The 17,336-nt window shown below is 65.7% G+C and carries 19 protein-coding genes; 14 read left to right on the forward strand and 5 right to left on the reverse strand.

Going from position 1 to position 17,336, the window contains the following annotated elements:
* The first annotated feature begins 94 nt into the window (after positions 1-94).
* The 11 genes from soxR (at position 95) to CAG11_RS13160 (ending at position 8,771) form a co-directional block, all read left to right on the forward strand.
* Positions 95-574 carry a redox-sensitive transcriptional activator SoxR gene (soxR, locus tag CAG11_RS13110; RefSeq protein ID WP_022639954.1) on the forward strand — a complete coding sequence of 160 codons (480 nt, stop codon included), beginning with the start codon at positions 95-97 and terminating at the stop codon, positions 572-574.
* Between the two features lie 198 nt (positions 575-772).
* Positions 773-1,240 carry a VOC family protein gene (locus CAG11_RS13115; protein WP_085596679.1) on the forward strand — a complete coding sequence of 156 codons (468 nt, stop codon included), beginning with the start codon at positions 773-775 and terminating at the stop codon, positions 1,238-1,240.
* 300 nt (positions 1,241-1,540) lie between these two features.
* Positions 1,541-2,752: a PepSY domain-containing protein gene (locus CAG11_RS13120; RefSeq protein WP_031320230.1), complete on the forward strand. Its 1,212-nt coding sequence runs from the start codon at positions 1,541-1,543 to the stop codon at positions 2,750-2,752.
* Complete coding sequence (locus CAG11_RS13125) at positions 2,749-3,291, forward strand: thiamine pyrophosphate-binding protein (RefSeq protein ID WP_085596680.1); 543 nt, start codon at positions 2,749-2,751, stop codon at positions 3,289-3,291. Before CAG11_RS13120 ends, CAG11_RS13125 begins: the two co-directional genes overlap by 4 nt.
* A complete protein-coding gene (locus CAG11_RS13130) occupies positions 3,288-3,626 on the forward strand; it encodes a hypothetical protein (RefSeq protein WP_085596681.1) in 339 nt (112 codons plus the stop codon). Before CAG11_RS13125 ends, CAG11_RS13130 begins: the two co-directional genes overlap by 4 nt.
* The gene (locus CAG11_RS13135; protein WP_085596682.1) at positions 3,623-4,195 is read left to right on the forward strand and encodes a DUF6162 family protein; all 573 of its coding nucleotides are present in this window, start codon (positions 3,623-3,625) and stop codon (positions 4,193-4,195) included. The genes CAG11_RS13130 and CAG11_RS13135 overlap by 4 nt, the downstream gene beginning before the upstream one ends.
* A gap of 36 nt (positions 4,196-4,231) precedes the next feature.
* Positions 4,232-5,161 carry a metal ABC transporter substrate-binding protein gene (locus CAG11_RS13140; protein ID WP_085596683.1) on the forward strand — a complete coding sequence of 310 codons (930 nt, stop codon included), beginning with the start codon at positions 4,232-4,234 and terminating at the stop codon, positions 5,159-5,161.
* Positions 5,158-5,901 (forward strand): metal ABC transporter ATP-binding protein, encoded by a 744-nt coding sequence (locus CAG11_RS13145; RefSeq protein ID WP_053133004.1) that lies wholly within the window; start codon positions 5,158-5,160, stop codon positions 5,899-5,901. Before CAG11_RS13140 ends, CAG11_RS13145 begins: the two co-directional genes overlap by 4 nt.
* Positions 5,901-6,800, forward strand: coding sequence for a metal ABC transporter permease (locus tag CAG11_RS13150; RefSeq protein ID WP_022639961.1), 900 nt, complete (start codon positions 5,901-5,903; stop codon positions 6,798-6,800). Before CAG11_RS13145 ends, CAG11_RS13150 begins: the two co-directional genes overlap by 1 nt.
* The gene (locus tag CAG11_RS13155) at positions 6,801-7,757 is read left to right on the forward strand and encodes a metal ABC transporter solute-binding protein, Zn/Mn family (protein ID WP_085596684.1); all 957 of its coding nucleotides are present in this window, start codon (positions 6,801-6,803) and stop codon (positions 7,755-7,757) included. It abuts the gene before it with no gap.
* 189 nt (positions 7,758-7,946) lie between these two features.
* Positions 7,947-8,771, forward strand: coding sequence for a bifunctional 2-polyprenyl-6-hydroxyphenol methylase/3-demethylubiquinol 3-O-methyltransferase UbiG (locus CAG11_RS13160; RefSeq protein WP_085596685.1), 825 nt, complete (start codon positions 7,947-7,949; stop codon positions 8,769-8,771).
* A gap of 64 nt (positions 8,772-8,835) precedes the next feature.
* On the opposite strand, the gene CAG11_RS13165 is transcribed toward CAG11_RS13160, so the two are convergent.
* From CAG11_RS13165 to CAG11_RS13180, 4 genes are all read right to left on the reverse strand, one after another.
* Positions 8,836-9,060, reverse strand: a complete 225-nt coding sequence (locus CAG11_RS13165) for an MbtH family protein (RefSeq protein ID WP_022639965.1) — start codon at positions 9,058-9,060, stop codon at positions 8,836-8,838.
* Positions 9,061-9,142: 82 nt separating this feature from the next.
* Complete coding sequence (locus CAG11_RS13170) at positions 9,143-10,555, reverse strand: aspartate aminotransferase family protein (protein ID WP_085596686.1); 1,413 nt, start codon at positions 10,553-10,555, stop codon at positions 9,143-9,145.
* 170 nt (positions 10,556-10,725) lie between these two features.
* Entirely contained in the window at positions 10,726-12,051 is a 1,326-nt protein-coding gene (locus tag CAG11_RS13175) for an ATP-binding protein (protein WP_085596687.1), read from the reverse strand.
* On the reverse strand, positions 12,052-12,729 hold the full coding sequence (locus CAG11_RS13180; protein ID WP_022639968.1) for a response regulator: 678 nt from the start codon (positions 12,727-12,729) through the stop codon (positions 12,052-12,054).
* A 151-nt stretch (positions 12,730-12,880) separates the two neighbouring features.
* Between CAG11_RS13180 and dsbD the strand changes: the two genes are divergently transcribed.
* Genes dsbD through dsbG form a run of 3 tightly spaced genes read left to right on the forward strand, consistent with a single transcriptional unit; the run spans position 12,881 to position 16,238 of the window.
* Positions 12,881-14,632, forward strand: coding sequence for a protein-disulfide reductase DsbD (gene dsbD / locus CAG11_RS13185; protein ID WP_085596688.1), 1,752 nt, complete (start codon positions 12,881-12,883; stop codon positions 14,630-14,632).
* Entirely contained in the window at positions 14,632-15,495 is an 864-nt protein-coding gene (locus CAG11_RS13190; RefSeq protein WP_085596689.1) for a TlpA disulfide reductase family protein, read from the forward strand. Before dsbD ends, CAG11_RS13190 begins: the two co-directional genes overlap by 1 nt.
* Positions 15,471-16,238: a thiol:disulfide interchange protein DsbG gene (gene dsbG / locus CAG11_RS13195; RefSeq protein WP_085596690.1), complete on the forward strand. Its 768-nt coding sequence runs from the start codon at positions 15,471-15,473 to the stop codon at positions 16,236-16,238. Before CAG11_RS13190 ends, dsbG begins: the two co-directional genes overlap by 25 nt.
* A 48-nt stretch (positions 16,239-16,286) precedes the next feature.
* Here the strand turns inward: dsbG and CAG11_RS13200 are convergent, their stop codons facing one another.
* Positions 16,287-17,336 (reverse strand): hypothetical protein, encoded by a 1,050-nt coding sequence (locus CAG11_RS13200; RefSeq protein ID WP_085596691.1) that lies wholly within the window; start codon positions 17,334-17,336, stop codon positions 16,287-16,289.

Below are 17,336 nucleotides of genomic sequence, written 5' to 3' on the forward strand. Positions count from 1 at the left end.
TACTGCGAAAGAGGATCTTGCGGTTGGATATGCGGCAGGGTAAAACCTCTAGTTAAGTAAAGGTCAAGCCCGTTTTTCACTTTTGGCGCCCTCGATGATCGATCACGACACCATCCACAAGGAACTCACCGTCGGCCAACTGGCCGCCCGCAGCGGAGTAGCGGTCACCGCGCTGCATTTCTACGAAACCAAGGGGCTGATCAAGAGCCAGCGCAACCAGGGCAATCAACGCCGCTATCCACGCTCGGTGCTGCGCCGGGTGGCGTTGATCAAGGTGGCCCAGCGCCTGGGCATTCCCCTGGCGGAGATTGGCCGGGCCCTGGCCACCCTGCCTGATGACCGGGCGCCCAGCGCCGCGGATTGGCAGCGCTTGTCGGAGCAATGGAGCCGCGAGCTGGACGCCCGCATCCAGCAGCTCACCCTGCTGCGCGAACGCCTGAACCTGTGCATCGGCTGCGGCTGCCTGTCGATGCAAGGCTGTCCGCTGCGCAACCAGGGCGACTATCTCGGGGAAACCGGCCAGGGCGCCCGCCTGCTGGAACCCGATGCCCCCAGCGATGACCTGGCACCTTAGGCATGTCGAGACGGCAACCGTCGAACCGAAAGATCCGCCCTCAAGGCTCATGGGGACTGCTGGGCCAGATCCCTGGGCAAATCGCCGAAGGCTGCTGCCCGAACTGCACCTCGTCGGCCCATCCCGGTCCTGCAACATTGAGGGTATAGAGTGAAAGTGCTCGATCCACCTCCCATAACAAGAGCAAGGAGCCCCATCATGAGCGTCAAACCCATTCCCGAAGGTTTCATTGGCGTCACTCCATACCTGGGTATCCGCCAGGCCGCCGAAGCCATCGAGTTCTACAAGAAGGCCTTCGGCGCCGAGCAAACCATGCGCCTGGACATGCCCGATGGCAGTGTCGGCCATGCCGAGCTGCTTATCGGCGGCGCGCCCATCATGCTCGGCAGCCCTTGCGAGGAAACGCCGATGGGCAGTCCCGAAGCCCACAAGACCTCGGTGGGCCTGCATCTGTACGTCGAAGATGTCGACAGCTACTTCGCCAGGGCGATTGCCGCCGGTGCCAGCGAAGCGGAACCGATCAAGGACCAGTTCTATGGTGACCGCAGCGGTGCCCTGCGCGATCCTTTCGGGCATGTCTGGTTCATCGCCACCCGCAAGGAAAACCTGACGGTCGAGGAGATCAAGCAGCGCGCCGTAGAGCTGTTCCAGCAACAGTCGCAGTGATCCCCCCAGCGCCTTCACCTTTCGCCGCTGGCGCCAGCGGATTGCCGGCCCCGGTGGCCAGCAATCCCTCCTCAACGCCAGCGGGCCGGCATCAGCCGATCCACACATCATGCTGATTCCTGGGCCCAGGAAGGCTCTGTAACATTTACTTTCATATCGCCTTTCGGGATTTACGATTCTCATTCGTCTTAACTAGATGCAGCAGGCCGCGTTGGCCATGGCTATGCCCAGCGAGAACCACATCAGGGCCAGCCCGGAGTTCCAGCGCCGCTCCACTCCTCGAATCAAGACGCCCATTCAATGTCGAAGAAATCCCGCTCAAAAATCTGGTTTCTAGTGCACAGCTGGCTGGCACTGCCCATCTGGTTCTTCGTGCTGATCGTCTGCGTCACCGGCACCCTGGCAGTAGTCAGCCAGGAAATCGTCTGGCTGGCCAACCCCGATGTCCGTGCCAGCAAACCCACGGACGACGCCCAACCCCTGAACTACGACCAGATCGTCCAGGCCATCAAGCGCGCCGAACCCCAGACCCGGGTGGACACCATCATCACCCCGGATGAAAGCCATTTTGCCTTGAGCGTCAACGTCACTTATCCGGACGGCCGCTCGCCCACGCTGTACGTCAACCCCTATACCGGAGCGATCCAGGGCGCGAGCCCGGACTTCGACTTCCAGGCCTTCACCCGCGCCCTGCATGGCTGGTGGCTGGTGCCCTTCACCAACGGCTATAGCTGGGGCTGGTACCTCGTATCGTTCCTCGGCGTACCGATGCTGATCTCGTTGATCACCGGCCTTGTGGTCTACAAGAAGTTCTGGAAGGGCTTTCTCAAGCCGACCCTGCGCCTGCGCCATGGCGCGCGGATCTTCTGGGGCGACTTCCATCGCCTGAGCGGCATCTGGTCGATCTGGTTCATCGCGGTGATTTCCATCACCGGTATCTGGTTTCTCATTCGCGCGATCCTGGGCGACAACCACATCAGCATCTCCAGCGAACCCATAGTCCCGGTGATCGCCCGGGAGCAGGTGCCGGTCAGCACCGACGGCAGCCCCGCGCCGATGATCAGCCTGGAACAGGCCATCGGCACCGCCACCCAGAAGATTCCCGGGTTCGACATCAGCTTCGTCAGCTTGCCGAGCAATGCCTATAGCCACCTGTACGTGGGCGGGCGCGGCTGGTATCCATTGATGTTCCAGACCGCCAACATCAACCCCTACACCGGCTCCCTGGACTCCTCGTACCTGCTGGGCGACCGCTCCACCCTGGAGTTCGTCACCGAATCCATGCGCCCCCTGCATACCGGGGACTTCGGCGGGATCTGGATCAAGCTGGTCTGGTTCTTCTTCGGCCTGGTGCTGAGCATGATGGTGCTCAGCGGCCTGCTGATCTGGACCAAACGCACCGCCCTGGCCACCGCCAACGCCCTCAAGCGCGAGGAAAAGGCCGCCCGTGCCCGCCCTGCCCGCAATCCCGCCCCGGCCCTGGGCCGGGAAACCTCGGAGAGTCCCCTGTGAGCCAGACCCAAACCGCCACCGCGGATTCATCCCTGAGCCGCTTCTGGCACAAGTGGCGCTTTCACCTGAATATCCTCCTGGTGCTGATTCCCCTGGGTTTCATGCCCAAGTACTTCGCCGATGCCGCGCTGTTTCGCGGTGATAGCGGCCTGGGCGAGCGGGAGATCGGCGAGGTCCAGGTCGGCCCCTGGAGCCTGCGCCTGGCCGAGATGCGCATCGAGCCACCGCGCAGCGACGGCCCCGCCGGTTATCTGAAACGCTTCAATGCCGCCCTGTGCCAGGCCTGCATCGAGCCGGTCAAGGCCACCTACCTGCGCATCGGCAAGCCTCGCAGCCTGCGGGCCGCCGGAGTGATCTTCTTCGGCAGCCCGTACCGCATGGGCGCCAGCCTGCCAATTCCGGAAAAGACCAAGGCCGACGCCGAGCTGTGGATCACCATGGAAGGCTGGGACGGCAGCATGCACCAGGCGGCCATTCCCCTGAGCCAGGCCTCGCCGGCCACCGTGGCCTGGCTCGAAAAACAAGGAGGCAAACCATGATCCGCGCACTCTTCACCCGACGCTTCGGCGCCACGCTCCTGCTGCTCGCTGGCGCAGCATTCAGCCACAGCGCCCTGGCCCATAACCCGATGTGCGAATGCAAGGCCATCGACGCCGAGCAGATCCGCTGCACCGGGGGCTTTTCCGATGGTAGCGGCGCCCCAGGCGTGACCCTGGACGTGATCGGCTACGACGAGACCATCCTGGTGCCCGGCAAGCTGGGAACCGACTCGACCCTGACCTTCAAGAAACCCGCCAGCGAGTTCTACGTCCTGTTCGATGCCGGCCCCGGCCACGTCGTCGAGATCGACCAAGCGGATATCGAGACCCCATGACTCCTGCCACCACCCAGGTCGTGCGCCCCGCCGGCGCCGGCCATGAAACCCTGTATGTCCTGCTGCTGTGCCTGCTGATCCTCTGCGCAGCCGCCAGCGTGGTGCTGTGGCACAGCGAGGCGGACACCAGCAACACCATCGCCGCCCATCAACTGGATGCCCGCCGCGACCTGAACGCCGGCGAACAAGGGATCTATGCCGACTTGCGGGTGACCCTCGACGAAATCCGCCTGCTGCAAACCGAAGGCCAGGCCCTGCCCAGTCCCGCGCAACTGGCCGAGGAAGGTTTCGCACCCTTCGCCCAGGACGCCAGCTCGGTCAGCCGTGGCGGACATGCCTGGCAGGTGCTGGACCAGGCCTACCTGGGGCTGAGCCAGAACCCACAGGTGGCCGGCTCCTTCCTGATGCGTATCGCCCCAGAGGATGACGCCCAGGTGGATATCTGGCTCAACCGCAGTCCCTCGGCCAGCGCCCCCCGCGACCTCGGCCAGCAACAGCTGATCGCCGCCGGCTGGCAGCAGGTGGTGGCGCAATTCGATGCCGGAGTGACCCGCCAGCACCGCCACTGAGCCCACGCATTCCCCCCGAGAGAAGAACACTAGCCCATGCCCATTTCATCTCCACGTCGTCCATTCTTGCAGGTGCTGCTGGTCAGCCTGCTGGCCCTCCTCCTCAGCCCCCTGGCCAGCGCCGATGGGGCCAAGCGCCTGCGCATCGGCATCACCCTGCACCCCTACTACAGCTATGTGGCCAACATCGTCGGTGACAAGGCCGACGTGGTGCCGCTGATCCCGGCCGGCTTCAACCCCCATGCCTACGAACCTCGCGCCGAGGACATCAAGCGCATCGGCACCCTGGACGTGATCGTGCTCAACGGCGTGGGCCACGACGACTTCGCCGATCGCATGATCGCCACCAGCGAGCGCCCGGACATCCCGGTGATCGAGGCCAACGAAAACGTACCGCTGCTGGCCGCCACCGGCATCGCCGCCCGCGGCGCCGGCAAGGTGGTCAACCCGCATACCTTCCTGTCCATCAGTGCTTCCATCGCCCAGGTCAACAACATCGCCCGGGAGCTGGGCAAGATGGAACCGGCCAACGCCAAGACCTATACCCAGAACGCCCGCGCCTACGGCAAGCGCCTGCGGCAGATGCGCGCCGATGCCCTGGCCAAGCTGACCCAGGCGCCCAACGCCGACCTGCGGGTGGCCACGGTGCACGCCGCCTACGACTACCTGCTGCGCGAATTCGGCCTGGAAGTCACCGCCGTGGTCGAGCCGGCCCACGGCATCGAGCCCAGCCCCAGCCAGTTGAAGAAGACCATCGACCAGCTGCGCGAACTGGACGTCAAGGTGATCTTCTCGGAAATGGACTTCCCCTCCACCTACGTCGATACCATCCAGCGTGAATCCGGGGTCAAGCTCTACCCGCTCTCGCACATTTCCTACGGCGACTACAGCGCCGACAAGTACGAGAAGGAAATGAAGGGCAACCTCGATACCGTGGTCCGCGCCATCCAGGAGGCCGGGGCATGACCGCCATCGAGACCCTGCTACGGGGCCCGGCCATCGAGTTCGACCAGGTCAGCCTGGTCCTGGGCCGCACCACCATCCTCGACCAGGTGACGTTCCAGGTGCAGCCCGGCAGCCTGCACGCCCTGGTCGGCCCCAACGGTGGCGGCAAGAGTTCACTGATCAAGACCCTGCTGGGACAGATGCCCCACCAGGGCCAGTTGCGCCTGCAGTGGCCGGACGCCCCGGGCACCATCGGCTATGTACCCCAGGCCCTGGAGTTCGATCGTGGCCTGCCGATGACCGTGGACGATTTCATGGCCGCCATGTGCCAGCGCCGGCCGGCGTTTCTCGGCCTGAGCCGGCATTACGCCAAGGCCATCGGCGAAGCCCTGGAGCAAGTCGGCATGCAGGACAAGCGCAAGCGGCGCATGGGCGCCCTGTCCGGCGGCGAGCGCCAACGGGTGCTGCTGGCCCAGGGCCTGATTCCGGCACCGCAACTGGTGGTGCTGGACGAACCCATGTCGGCCCTGGACGAGGCCGGGATCCAGGTCTTCGAGCGCTTGCTCCAGGACTGGCGCCAGCGCGGCATCACCCTGTTGTGGATCGAGCACGACCTGGAAGCCGTGGGCCGCCTGGCGGACCGGGTCACCGGTCTCAATCGCCGGGTGCTGTTCGACGGCCCGGCGCAGCAGACCCTGACACCGGAACGCCTGCTCAGCCTGTTTTCCACCCATCCACGAGCCGCCGGGAGCGCTGCCTGATGAGTTATGAAGCTTTCCGCCTGATGGTCCAGGGCTGGGCCTCTTCAGGCTACCTGCCGGAAGCCCTGGCCTACGGTTTCGTGGTCAATGCCCTGCTCGCCGGCCTGCTGATCGGCCCGGTGCTCGGCGGCCTGGGCACCCTGGTCGTGGTCAAGCGCTTCGCTTTTTTCTCCGAAGCCGTGGGCCACGCCGCCCTGACCGGCGTGGCCATCGGCATCCTCCTGGGCGAGCCCTACACCGGCCCCTACGGCAGCCTGTTCGGCTACTGCTTGCTGTTCGGCATCCTGCTCAACTACCTGCGCAATCGCACCGGCCTGGCCCCGGACACCCTGATCGGGGTATTCCTCTCGGTGTCCCTGGCGCTGGGCGCCAGCCTGCTGCTGATCCTGGCCGGCAAGATCAACGTGCACATTCTCGAGAACGTACTGTTCGGCTCGGTGCTCACGGTCAATGGCGACGACCTGCTGGTGCTGCTGGTCGTCGGTAGCCTGGTCCTGGGCCTGAGCCTGCCGCTGTACAACCGCATCATGCTGGCCAGCTTCAACCCACAGCTGGCAGCGGTGCGCGGCGTGGCAGTGAAGACCCTGGACTACCTGTTCGTGATCCTGGTGACGCTGATCACCGTGGCCGCGGTGAAAGTCATCGGCGCAATCCTGGTCGGCGCCCTGCTGGTGATCCCGGCCGCCGCGGCGCGCCTGCTCAGCCAGTCGCTCAAGGGGTTCTTCTGGATCTCGGTGAGCATCGCCACCCTCTGCACCTTGTGCGGCATCCTGCTGCCGATCGTCTTCGACCTGCCGGTCCCCTCCGGCGCCGCGATCATCCTGGTGGCCGGCATCTGCTTCGCCCTCGCCGCCATCGCCCGCGGCACCGTCCCCAGCCTGAAAGGGAATATCGGATAAATGCACAATTCATCACCCAATCTGTCACTGCCGCGCCTGGCCCTGGTCCTGGTTCTCGGCGGCCTGCTCCATGCCCCGACCCTGTCGGCAGCGGACAATGTCCGCCAGCGCCAACCCGCACCCGCCGCCACCCAGCAGCCATTGACGGTGCTGGCCTCGCTGCCGGTGACCTTCGGCCTGGGGCAAATCCTGCTGCAAGGCACCGATGTCAAGCTCGAACGGGCCGCCCCGGCCAACCTGCCGGGCTCGCGGCAGACCGCCTACTTCACCGGGCGCGGTGCCCCGGCCCTGGGCAAGCTGGCCCAGGGTGCCGACGCGGTGATCGGCCTGCGTTCGATCTGGCCGGACGACCCGCTGTATCCCAACGCCCGGCGCAGCAATATCCGCATCGTCGAAATCGATGCCGCACGACCGGTGGATGGCGCCCTGCCCGGCGTCGCCCTGCAACCGGGCAAGAGCGACGGCCTGAACGCCCAGCCATGGTTGTCGAGCAATAACCTGGGACGCATGGCCGACGTACTGGCGGCCGACCTGGTGCGCCTGGCTCCAGCGGCCAAACCGCAGATCGAGAGCAACCTGGCCAACTTGAAACAGCGCCTGCTCAAGCTCAGCGCCGCCAGCGAGGCGCGCCTGGCCGAAGCCGACAACCTCAGCGTACTGAGCCTGTCCGAGCATTTCGGCTACCTGATCGGCGGCCTGAACCTGGAGTTGCTGGAGGTGGACGCCCGGGCCGACAACGAATGGACGCCCGAAGCCCTGAAAAAACTGCAGGCTCGACTCAAGGACAACGACGTGGCCCTGGTCCTGCATCACCGCCAGCCGTCGGAAGCACTGAAGGCCGCCATCAGCGCCGGCGGCAGTCAGTTGCTGGTGCTGGAAACCGACAGCGCCGACCCAGCTGGCGAGCTGGAAACCAACCAACAGAAGATCATCCAGGCCCTGGCCCCGCAAAGCTGAGCCTGTAACCGTTGCCGAAGCTGAAAACGGTCTGGGCGGTACCCCGTCGCAGGGCTGCAATGCGTCCATGACCTGGAAGCTCGGCAACGGCTACAAGTGGCACGGCGGCGCTTACATATTTCCTCAAGATCGCGCTCATTTCCCGGTGCTAGTCTGCGCCTCGCCTAAATAGACGCCAGGAACAGCGCCATGAGCGATTACGTAAACCTCAACAAGACCAACTGGGACGAGCGCGCGCCCCTGCATGCCGCCTCGCCGGACTATTGCGTGCAGCGCTTCATCGACGACCCGCAATACCTCTCCGACGTGGTGCGTTTCGACCTGCCGCTGCTGGGGGATATCCGTGACCTGCGCGGCGTGCACCTGCAATGCCATATCGGCACCGACACCCTGTCCCTGGCTCGCCTGGGCGCACAGATGAGCGGCCTGGACTTCTCCCCCGCTTCCCTCGCCGAGGCCCGTACCCTGGCCCAGCGCTGCGACACCGCCATCGATTACCACGAGTCGGATGTATTCAAGGCGGCCGAAGTGTTGCCGGCCGCCAGCTTCGACCTGGTCTACACCGGCATCGGCGCCCTGTGCTGGCTGCCGAGCATCGAGCAATGGGCCCGGACCGTGGGCGCGCTGCTCAAGCCCGGTGGCCGGCTGTTCATCCGCGAAGGGCACCCGATGCTCTGGGCGATCAACGAAGATCACAGCGATTCGCTACGGGTGGAACTGTCCTACTTCGAACGCAGCGAACCCTTGGTCTGGGATGACAGCAGTACTTACGTGGAGACCGACAAGGAGCTTGAGGCCACGGTCACCCACGAATGGAACCATGGCCTGGGCGAGATCATCAGCGCATTGCTGGGCCAGGGCTTGGAAATCACCGGTTTGGTGGAGCACCAGAGCATTCCATGGGAAGCCCTGCCCGGGCAGATGGAAGTCGACGAACACGGCGAATATCGACTCAAGCAAGCACCCTGGCGCCTGCCGCTGAGCTACACCCTGCAGGCCGTCAAGCGAGCCTGAGCCCCAGGTACGAAAAAGCCCGCTGGACCGAACGTCCAGCGGGCTTTTTCATGGCAGCGACGGCTTAACCGGCAACCGCTTGCTGATCCATCTTCTGGCGCAGGCTCAAGGGGCGCATGTCGGTCCACACTTCCTCGATATAGGCCAGGCAGTCTTTCTTGAAGCCGCTCTTGCCCACGGTGCGCCAGCCTTGCGGCACAGCCTTGTAGTCAGGCCAGATCGAGTATTGCTCTTCATGGTTGACCACTACCTGGAACAGGATGTCGTCGCGGTCGAATACGGAAGTCATTGCTTGTCTCCATCACTGAATGAGTGTCGCCGCGCCCAGGCGCGGCGATGGTGTAGAAGTAACGAACCAGGGCCGCGAAAAATTAGAGGCCGGCCACGGCGGCGGCCACCGCCTTGCTGAAGATCTCCGCCACCTGGTCGATCTGCGCCGCGGTGATCACCAGCGGCGGCAGGAAGCGCACCACGCTGCCATGGCGCCCGCCCAGCTCCAGGATCAGCCCGCGCTTGAGGCACTCGCGCTGCACCAGCGGCGCCAGACGTTGATGTTGCGGCGGATGCCCCAGGGCGTCCGGCGTACCTTGCGGGTCCACCAGTTCCACCCCCAGCATCAGGCCCCGGCCACGAACGTCGCCCAGTTGCGGGTAGTCGCGCTGCAGGATCAGCAGGTGCTCGCGCAGGCGCTCGCCCATGGCTGCCGCATGTTCGGTCACCCGGTGTTCCTTGAGATAGCGCATCACCGCGGAACCTGCGGCCATGGCCATCTGGTTGCCACGGAAGGTGCCGGCATGGGCGCCGGGCTGCCAGGTATCGAGCCAGTCGCGATAGACCATCACCGCCAGCGGCAAGCTGCCACCGATGGCCTTGGACAGCACCACCACATCCGGGATGATCCCGGCATGCTCGAAGGCGAACATCTTGCCGGTGCGTCCGAAACCGCTCTGGATCTCGTCGACGATCAGCGCCACCCCGGCCTTCTCGGTGATACGGCGCAGCCCGCGCAGCCATTCCAGGTCGGCCGGGATCACGCCCCCCTCGCCCTGTACCGTCTCCACGATCACCGCTGCCGGCAACGCCACGCCGGCTTCCGGATCGCAGAGCAGGTTCTCCAGGTAGTTCAGGTTGGCCTTGACCCCGGCGGCGCCACCGAGCCCGAACGGGCAACGATAGTCATAGGGGAACGGCAGGAACTGCACGCCGTTGTTCAACAGCCCGGCCAACGCCCGCTTGGGTCCCAGGCTGCCCATCAGGCTCAGCGAACCCTGGCTCATACCATGGTAGGCACCCTGGAACGACAGCACTGTGCTGCGCCCGGTGGCGGTCCGGGTCAGCTTCAGGGCCGCTTCCACCGCATCGGTGCCGGTGGGGCCGCAGAACTGGATCTTGGCCTCGGCGGCCAGGGCCTCGGGCAACAGGCCGAACAGGTCCTGGACGAACTGGTCCTTGACCGGCGTGGTCAGGTCCAGGGTCAGCAGCGGCAGTTCATCGGCCAGTACCTGCTGGATCGCCGCGATCACCACCGGATGGTTGTGGCCCAGGGCCAGGGTCCCGGCACCGGCCAGGCAATCGATGAAGCGCCGTCCCTCGACATCCTCGACGTGGATACCACTGGCGCGCTTGAGGGCCAGGGGGATGCGCCGCGGATAACTGCGGGCATTGGACTCCTGGCGATTCTGGCGAGCCAGCAGAGGCGACTCGTCGAACTGGTAGAGCGTCTCGGCCACCGGGGCGGCAAGCCCCACCGGCTGATCTTCCATAAGGCTGGTAACGGCTGACATCTGTGGAACCCTCACGCTGCAATTTGAGCAAAACGGCCACCGGCCGGATGCGCAGCCGAGAGGGGGTGCGCATTGACAGGTTTTCCTGTTCTGAAAACGCACCAGCAGCGTCGGGATTTACACCTTGGATCGGGGAAATTGCCCAAAGGCCCGTCCCGGGCCAGGGCGGCTCAAGCGGGCCGGGCAGGCAGGGTCAGTTCCACCCGCAGGCCATCGGGCTGGCTGTCGAAATGCAGCTCGCAGCCACAGCGCTGGACGATGGCCTGGACGATCGCCAGCCCCAGGCCGCAACCACTGCTCTGGCTGTCACGCCAGAAGCGTTGGGTCAGGTGTTGCAGATCTGCCTCGGGAATCCCCGGGCCGTGGTCCCGTACCTGGAAACGCACACGGCCGGCGACCAGCTCCAGGTTCAGCTCCACCGGACATTCTTCGGGCGTATGGCGCAGGGCATTGTCCAGCAGGTTGCGCAAGGCGGCGATGGCCAGGGTCGAGGGCATATCCACCGCAGCGCCAGCCGCTGTCGGCTCCAGATTCAACTGGACCCGCTGGCGAGCGCCGACGACCGCGTCCTGGATCGCCAGGCGCGCCACCTGCTCCGCCGTGCACTGCACACCGTCATCGAACGACAGGCTGCCCTCGACGCGAGCCAGCAACAACAGCTGCTCCAGGGTCCGATGCATGCGATCGGCGCCCTCCTCGGCCCGGGCCAGAGCCTGGTCGTGGGCCGCGCCCTCGGTCATTCGCGCCACTTGCAGGTGGGTCTTGATCGCCGTCAGCGGGCTGCGCAGTTCATGGGCGGCATCGCCGGTCAGCCGCCGCTCGCGCTCGATGGTCCGGGCAATGCGCTGGAACAGCTGGTTCTGGGTTTCCAGCAGCGGGCGCAACTCGCTGGGCATGGGCTGGATCTGCAGCGGCTCCAGGGAGTCGGCGCTGCGCCGCATCAGGGCATCACGGATGCGGTTCAGCGGCGCCAGGCTCTGGCCGATCCCCAGCCACAACAGCCACAGGCACCCCAGCAGGGCCACGCCCACCGGCACCGAAGCCGCCAACAGGATCGACAAGTTCAGGGCCTCGCGCTCCACCTGGCGGTCGGCGGTGGTAATGCGCAGGTCGCCGCGCACCAGGGTGAAGGTGCGCCAGGGTGCGTCGTCGATCATCTGGTCGTGGAACCCCAGCTTCTCGGCTTCCAGCGGGTGATCGGGGGTGCTGTGGCTACGGGCCAGTATCTGTCCGCGCAGGGAGCTGACCTGGCAAGCCATGCCGCCGGGAATGCTCAGGGCACCACTGTCGATGTGATCGTGCGGGCCATGGGACGGTAATGCCGGCATCTGCTCCAAGAGGCCCGCGACCATTCGCGCCGAAGCCACCAGGCGCTGGTCCAGGGAAAACATCATCTGGTTGCGTAGATCACTGAGCATCCAGGCCGCGGCCAGGGTCCAGATCAGGATGAAGGCAGCGCCCAGGGTGATGCTCAGGCGCAGGCGCAGGCTCCTCACTTAGCGACTCTCCTCGCCATCCGCCGGCCCCAGGCGATAGCCCAGGCCCCGTACGGTCTCGACGATGCCATTGCCGAGCTTGCGCCGCAGGTGATGGATGTGCACGTTCAGGGCGTTGCTCTCCAGCTCGTCGTTGAAGCCATAGACACTGTCCTTGAGCTGCTCGCTGGACAGCACCCGGCCGCGGTTGTGCAGCAAGGCCTGGAGCAACGACTGCTCGCGCCGGGACAGGTCCACCGGCTGCCCACCGAGCAAGGTCTCGCGGGTGCTGGGGTCGTAGGTCAGGCGCCCGTGCTCGATCAGGTTGACGCTGCGCCCCGCCGCCCGGCGCAACAGGGTATGCAGGCGCGCCGCCAGCTCGCGCAGGTCGAAGGGCTTGAGCAGGTAGTCGTCGGCCCCGGCCTGCAGGCCGTCGACCCGGTCGGTCACCGCGTCCCGGGCGGTGAGGATCAGCACAGGGATCTCCAGGCCCTGCTGGCGCTGTTGCTTGAGCAGTTTCAGGCCATCTTCATCCGGCAGGCCAAGATCCAGTACCATCACGTCGAAATCGGCCACGCCGAGCATGGCCCGCGCCGCCGAAGCGGTGGCCACATGCTCGACCGTCAGGCCCTGGGCCGTGAGGCCGGCGACGATCCCGCTGGCGATCAGCTCATCATCTTCACAGACAAGTACGTGCATGGTCGGTCCTGTACAAAGGGCGTTGATTAAGCAAGCGGCGGATTAAGCGGACATTATGCCCGCCCGCCCCGGGCCACAAGGCGCGGTTTAATCATCGGTTAATCAGGGCCGGCCATTGTGCTCGCAACTTGCACCGGTTTAAGGCTTGACCATGCGTCGATTGTTCATCCTGTTGTTCATGCTGTTCACCACCCTGGCGCAAGCCGGCAACAATCCGTTCGAGGTCAAGCCCGACTTCCTGCCGGTGGGCCAGGCGTTCGTATTCAGCTCCGAGCGCCTGCCCTCGGGCGAGACCCAGCTGTTCTGGCAGATCGCCGACGGCTATTACCTGTACCAGAAACGCCTGAAGTTCGACGGCCTGCCACCGGAGCAGCAGCCGAGCCTGCCGGCGGGCGAAGCCCATAGCGACGAATTCTTCGGCGACCAGACCGTGTACCGCCAGGGCCTGGAGGTGAAGCTGCCGACAACCGCCACGGGCAAGGTCAAGCTGGGCTGGCAAGGCTGCGCCGACGCCGGCCTGTGCTACCCACCACAAACCCTGGAAGTGGATCTGGGCGGAGCTCCGGTCGCAGCGGCCAACGCTAGCGCCCAGGGCAGCACCGCAGCGGCCCAAGACCAGTTGCTGGCCAACGACCTGCAACAGAAATCCTGGGGCCTGGGCCTGCTGGCGTTCTTCGGCTTCGGCCTGCTGCTGGCCTTCGCTCCCTGTTCGCTGCCGATGCTGCCGATCCTCGCCGGCATGGTGGTGGGCAGCGGCGCCAGCCCGCGCCGGGGCCTGGCCCTGGCATCCAGCTATGTGCTGTGCATGGCCCTGGTGTACGCCGGCATGGGCGTGATCGCCGCCCTGCTGGGCAGCAATCTGCAGGCCTGGCTGCAACAACCCTGGGTCCTGGGCAGCTTCGCCGCGTTGTTCGTGCTGTTGGCCTTGCCGATGTTCGGTTTCTTCGAATTGCAGATGCCGGCCTTCCTGCGCGATCGCCTGGAAGGCGCCAGCCGCCAGCGCCAGGGCGGCAGCCTGATCGGCTGCGGGGTCCTCGGCGCCCTGTCCGCGCTGCTGGTGGGCCCGTGCATGACCGCGCCCCTGGCCGGCGGCCTGCTGTATATCGCCCAGACCGGCAATGCCCTGTTTGGCGGCCTGGCGCTGTTCGCCCTGGGCCTGGGCATCGGCCTGCCGTTGTTGCTGCTGGTGACCCTGGGCAACCGCTTCCTGCCCAAGCCCGGCCCCTGGATGAACCTGCTCAAGGGCGTGTTCGGCATCCTTTTCCTCGGCACCGCCATCTACATGCTGCGGCCGGTGCTGAACGCCAGCCTGTGGATCGGCCTGTGGGGTGCCCTGGCCCTGGTACTGGCCTACTGCGCCTGGCAGCAACGGGCGATCGCCGGGCGCCTGCTGCACCTGTTCGGTGCCGGGGCGTTGCTGTTCGGCATCTGGGGCAGCGTGCTGCTGGTGGGCGCCGCCGGCGGCAGCGACGACCTGCTGCACCCGCTGAAGGTCTACAGCGGCGGCGCCCCCGCCAGCAACGCCAGTGCCCACGACGCCTTCACCACGGTCAAGACCCCTGCCCAGCTGCAAGGCGCCCTGGACAGCGCCCAGGCCCAGGGCCAGTGGGTGCTGCTGGACTACTACGCCGACTGGTGCGTGTCGTGCAAGATCATGGAGAAGACCGTATTCGGCCAATCCCAGGTCCTCGAGGCCCTGAAGGACGTGCGCCTGCTGCGCCTGGACGTGACCCTGGATAATGCCGACGGCCGCGAACTGCTCGGCCGCTACAAGGTGCCGGGACCTCCCAGCATGCTGTGGATCGGCCCGGATGGCAGCGAGCGCCGCAGCCAGCGCATCACCGGCGAAGTGGATGCCGCGACCTTCCTGCAACGCTGGACCCAGACCCTGGAAGCCCGCTGATGCTGACCTTTACCATCGGCACCTTCGCCATCGCCCTCAACCACCTGCTGCTGATCAGCGCCCTGGCCCTGGCCACGCTGGTGGGCTGGCGCGTGGCCAAGCGCGGCGGTGACAACCCGGAGTCGGTGCTGTTCTCGCTGTTCCTGATCGGCATGCTCGCCGCCCGGGTCAGTTTCGTCATCGCCTACTGGAGGCACTACCGGGACGACCTGTGGATGACCATCGACCTGCGCGACGGCGGTTTCCTGGCCTGGCCCGGGGTGCTGGTCATGCTCCTGGCAGCCCTGGCCTGGGGCTGGAAGCGCCCGGCCCTGCGCCGCCCCCTGGGCGCCGGGATCGCTACCGGCCTGGCGTTCTGGCTGCTGGCGACCCTGTCCCTGAGCCTCTACGACCAGGGCACGCGCCTGCCGGAAGTGGCCCTGCGCAACGCCAACGGCGACACCGTGCAGCTCACCGACTACCAGGGCGGGCCGCTGGTGATCAACCTCTGGGCCACCTGGTGCCCACCTTGCCGACGGGAAATGCCGGTGCTGGAAAAAGCCCAGCAACAGCGCCCGGACCTGACCTTCCTGTTCGTCAACCAGGCCGAGAGCATGCAGAGCGTCGCCACCTTCCTGGCCACCCAGGATCTGAACCTGGACAACGTACTGTTCGATGGCAGTGGCCGCCTGGGCAAGGCCGTGGGCTCCATGGCCCTGCCCACCACCCTGTTCTACAGCGCCGACGGCCGCCTGCTGGGCAGCCACCTCGGGGAACTCTCGGAGGCCAGCCTGGCCCGCGCCCTGGAGAACTTCGACGGCATCCATCCGACTCCGGTCGCCCCCTCAAGGAAACCCCCATGCCCTTCATCCGCCACCTGCTGAGCCTGTCCCTGGGCGCGGCACTGCTCAATGTCCCGCTGCTGCAGGCCGAGGAACTGCCCGCGCCGATCCGCAAGATCGAAGCCAAGGGCGCCAAGATCATCGGCAGCTTCGACGCTCCGGCTGGCCTCAAGGGTTATGCCGCGCAGTACCAGAACCGCGGCATGACCCTGTACCTGACCGCCGATGGCCAGCACGTGCTGCTGGGCAACCTGTACGACGCCGACGGCAAGGACCTCAGCGCCGAACCGCTGCAGAAACTGGTCTATGCACCGATGGCCAAGGAAGTCTGGGGCAACCTGGAGAAAAGCGACTGGATCGCCGACGGCAAGGCCGATGCGCCACGTATCGTCTACCTGTTCAGCGACCCCAACTGCCCCTACTGCAACATGTTCTGGGAACAGGCCCGGCCCTGGGTCAAGGCCGGCAAGGTGCAACTGCGGCACATCATGGTCGGCATCATCCGCGAGGACAGCCCGGGCAAATCCGCCGCCCTGCTGGCCGCCAAGGACCCGAGCCAGGCCCTGCAGGATCACGAGAAGGCCGGCAAGGGCAGCAGCCTGAAACCCCTGCAAAGCATCCCCAAAGCGATCCAGGCCAAGCTCGACGCCAACATGAAGCTCATGGAGGAACTGGAGCTGTCGGCCACCCCGGCGATCTTCTACCTGGACGACAAAGGCGAGCTGCAACAACAGCAAGGCGCCCCGGCCCCGGGCAAGCTGGCGCAGATCCTGGGTCCCAAGTAATCAGCCAGAACACGCTGCGCCTGCGGGACTCGGCAACGGCGAGTGGGATCAATCATGCTCGGGGGCTTCGCGAGCCAGGATAGCGTCCAGCTCGCCAGCCTCCCCACGTTCCTCAAGAACACCCCTCACCTGATCGATCCACACTTGTTCCGAAGCGATCCCCGCCCACGACTGGCTACCGAAGCCGTGATATGGCCGGTCGTCGAAGGTGCTGATGAGCAGCTGGTTCAAGCGCGCAGTCTCCAGGTTCTTGCGCTGGATCTGCACCTGCAGCGCCCCCAGTACCTTCTGCTGCTCCTGCGGATTCGGGGCGTAGGCCGTCACCCGCGGCGAGCTGAGCACCAGGAACTGCGGCGGCAGGTTCTCATCGATGGCGGCCTGCAAACGGTAATGCCCGTCAAGAACCAGGTAGCTGTTCAGGCCGCTGACATACCACAACAGGATCGGCGGCAAGCTGCCTTCACGGGCCTTCTTGCGCCACCACTTCAGGCGCCCGGCCAGCGGATCGACGCCACGCAGCCCAACCACCGCGCCGCCCCCTTCCCAGAGTTCGACCCAACGCGCCGGGCCAGGCCGTTGGTTGTCGAGAATGTTGCGGCCGTCAATGGTCCACTGCGGCATATGGCTCAGGGCATCTTCGCCGCCTTTGAAGTACCACTGGTCGATGCCGCTGGGCAGTGATCGCCCATAGGGGTGGGCAGCAGGCTGCAGGGCCCGCACCAACCAATAGCCGGGGTAGAGAAAATCCGCTTGATGTCGCAGCAACTGCTGGACGAAAAACCGACTCCAGGCCTTGAGCCGCAGGGGCGGGGCGAGACGCGAATGTTGTTCCACCTGGGGCGAATCGATGGGCTCGACCAGGGTTTGCGGCAGTTGCCCAGGCAGCTGGTTGCGCACCAGCCACACCCCGTAGAGACAGCGCGACATGGTGGCCCACAGCAGCGTCTGGCCTCCGACGACCAACTGCATGCGCCGGTTGTCGCCACTGAGCAGGCGCAGGTTCGGCTTGCCGTTGGCCGGGTGCCTGACGTCCACCCCAAGGCCGCTCCAATTGCCAGCCAGATCCTCGATATCCCGCCAGAAAACCTGTTCCACCAT

The sequence above is a fragment of the Pseudomonas sp. B6(2017) genome (assembly GCF_002112765.1).
Taxonomy (GTDB): domain Bacteria; phylum Pseudomonadota; class Gammaproteobacteria; order Pseudomonadales; family Pseudomonadaceae; genus Aquipseudomonas; species Aquipseudomonas piscis.